The following is a 1,464-nucleotide window of genomic DNA, read 5'->3' on the forward strand; positions in this document are numbered from 1 at the left end:
CTAACGTGATGACTCTTGGTATGGCGTTTTGCGGAAATCACCTAACCTTATTCGTTAGGTGGCGTTTCATACCGGCATGGCAAACGAGAAGCAGACGCGCTCGCCGTGATGCTCCTCTAGTACCGCCAAAGCATTGCTCTGATACTCCCCAGGCTTGTTCGGCAAATCGATGAACCCCGTACCCATGATGCCTAGTGAGAATGACTCTCGCTTCTCAAAATGTGCCTTGAACTCTGCTATGCAGTGTTCGTATGCCTCGCGCGTGATCATCGAGGGGCGCCGAAACCAGCCTAGAGCCCTTGGCCGATACTTGAGATGAAGGACCGCGTGCTCCGGCGTATCAGAGAACGCCAGTGTCTTAACGGTTAGCCGGTAGTAGTCGTTGTCGACTTTCTCCATCGCTTCGATCGTCGTGGCGTACGACGACCCACCAGCGCTCGCGATTGAGGCGATGAGCGAAGAAAAGAAAGCAACGACGAAGCGAATACGCAAGGCGCCACCTAACGTTGGACGTGAGGGGCCGCCGCAGCGGCAAAGCCGCGAAGGGAACCCACAAGCGCAGCTTGTGGGCGGTCCCGCTCGACGGAAAGGCTAGAGCTCCAATGAAAAGATGCGCTTTTCATTGCGTTTCGATAGCTTTTAGAACGAACGCCATCACACTGAGAACGCCGTTGTCTGTTGGGCCACATGCTTTGTTGTTCGAGAGATCAGTGAAGTACCTCAGACGTGCAAGAGTGCTGTTATTACGTTGATCGGTGACAGTTAGTTCATAGCCTATCAAGCCTTGACGATCCAAGGCACGCGAAAGATGCTCCTTTCCAATCGGGTAATTGAAGGTGACGAGCACATCCGCCCTCGACGCCCCATTCATTACAAGACTGACGCCCGGCGGATAGGGTGGGTTGCGTGTTCCCATTTCAGAAACGTAGTTGTTCGCGCCGATCCGATAGTAGTTGATCTCAATCGGATACTTGTGCCCCCACTCATATGCCAAAGAGTGAACAGGTTTTGTTGGCGTTGAAAAGAACTGCACGCCGGAACCCTTGCAAGCAGAAGTGAACTCGGACGATGCCGGCTTGAGATAGACCATGCCGACTCCAAACATAAGCGCAGCGGTAGCCACAAGATAGGCGCTTGGCAGCGTGCTGATTGCGAGCACTACCCCAATAGAGCCTTTGTTTCGGGCGCAGAGCGCCAGTGCTCCAGCGGTAAGCAAAGCGATCCAGAGATAGCCGAAAAACCAGACCGTTTTGACCCCATCAGAATTTCCATCTCCGCCTGCAGCGAGAAAAGCGGCAAAGAATAGAACGATGCTGTTGAGCACGGCAACAACAAGGACAGTAGCGTAAGCCATGGAGCTCTAACGTTTGACATGAGGGGCTCGACCCGGCTTGCCGGGGCGAGTCCTCTCGATGGAAGGGTTGGACGAAGCCGCTACGCGGAGGAAACGGCGGCGCTGTCGTG

The 1,464-nt window shown here is 54.5% G+C and carries 2 protein-coding genes; both read right to left on the reverse strand.

The features are described from left to right. Nucleotides 1-66 precede the first annotated feature (66 nt). Nucleotides 67-492 carry a hypothetical protein gene (locus tag CAPSK01_RS21185; protein WP_034931601.1) on the reverse strand — a complete coding sequence of 142 codons (426 nt, stop codon included), beginning with the start codon at nt 490-492 and terminating at the stop codon, nt 67-69. 127 nt (nt 493-619) lie between these two features. Beyond that, nucleotides 620-1,354, reverse strand: a complete 735-nt coding sequence (locus CAPSK01_RS21190; protein WP_034931605.1) for a hypothetical protein — start codon at nt 1,352-1,354, stop codon at nt 620-622. Nucleotides 1,355-1,464 lie beyond the last annotated feature (110 nt).

The sequence above is a fragment of the Candidatus Accumulibacter vicinus genome, from assembly GCF_000584955.1.
Lineage (GTDB): Bacteria > Pseudomonadota > Gammaproteobacteria > Burkholderiales > Rhodocyclaceae > Accumulibacter > Accumulibacter vicinus.

Bases quoted from the DNA above. Each gene is read 5' to 3' on its own strand.
- CAPSK01_RS21190 (WP_034931605.1), bottom strand. From the start codon at position 1,354: ATGGCTTACGCTACTGTCCTTGTTGTTGCCGTGCTCAACAGCATCGTT.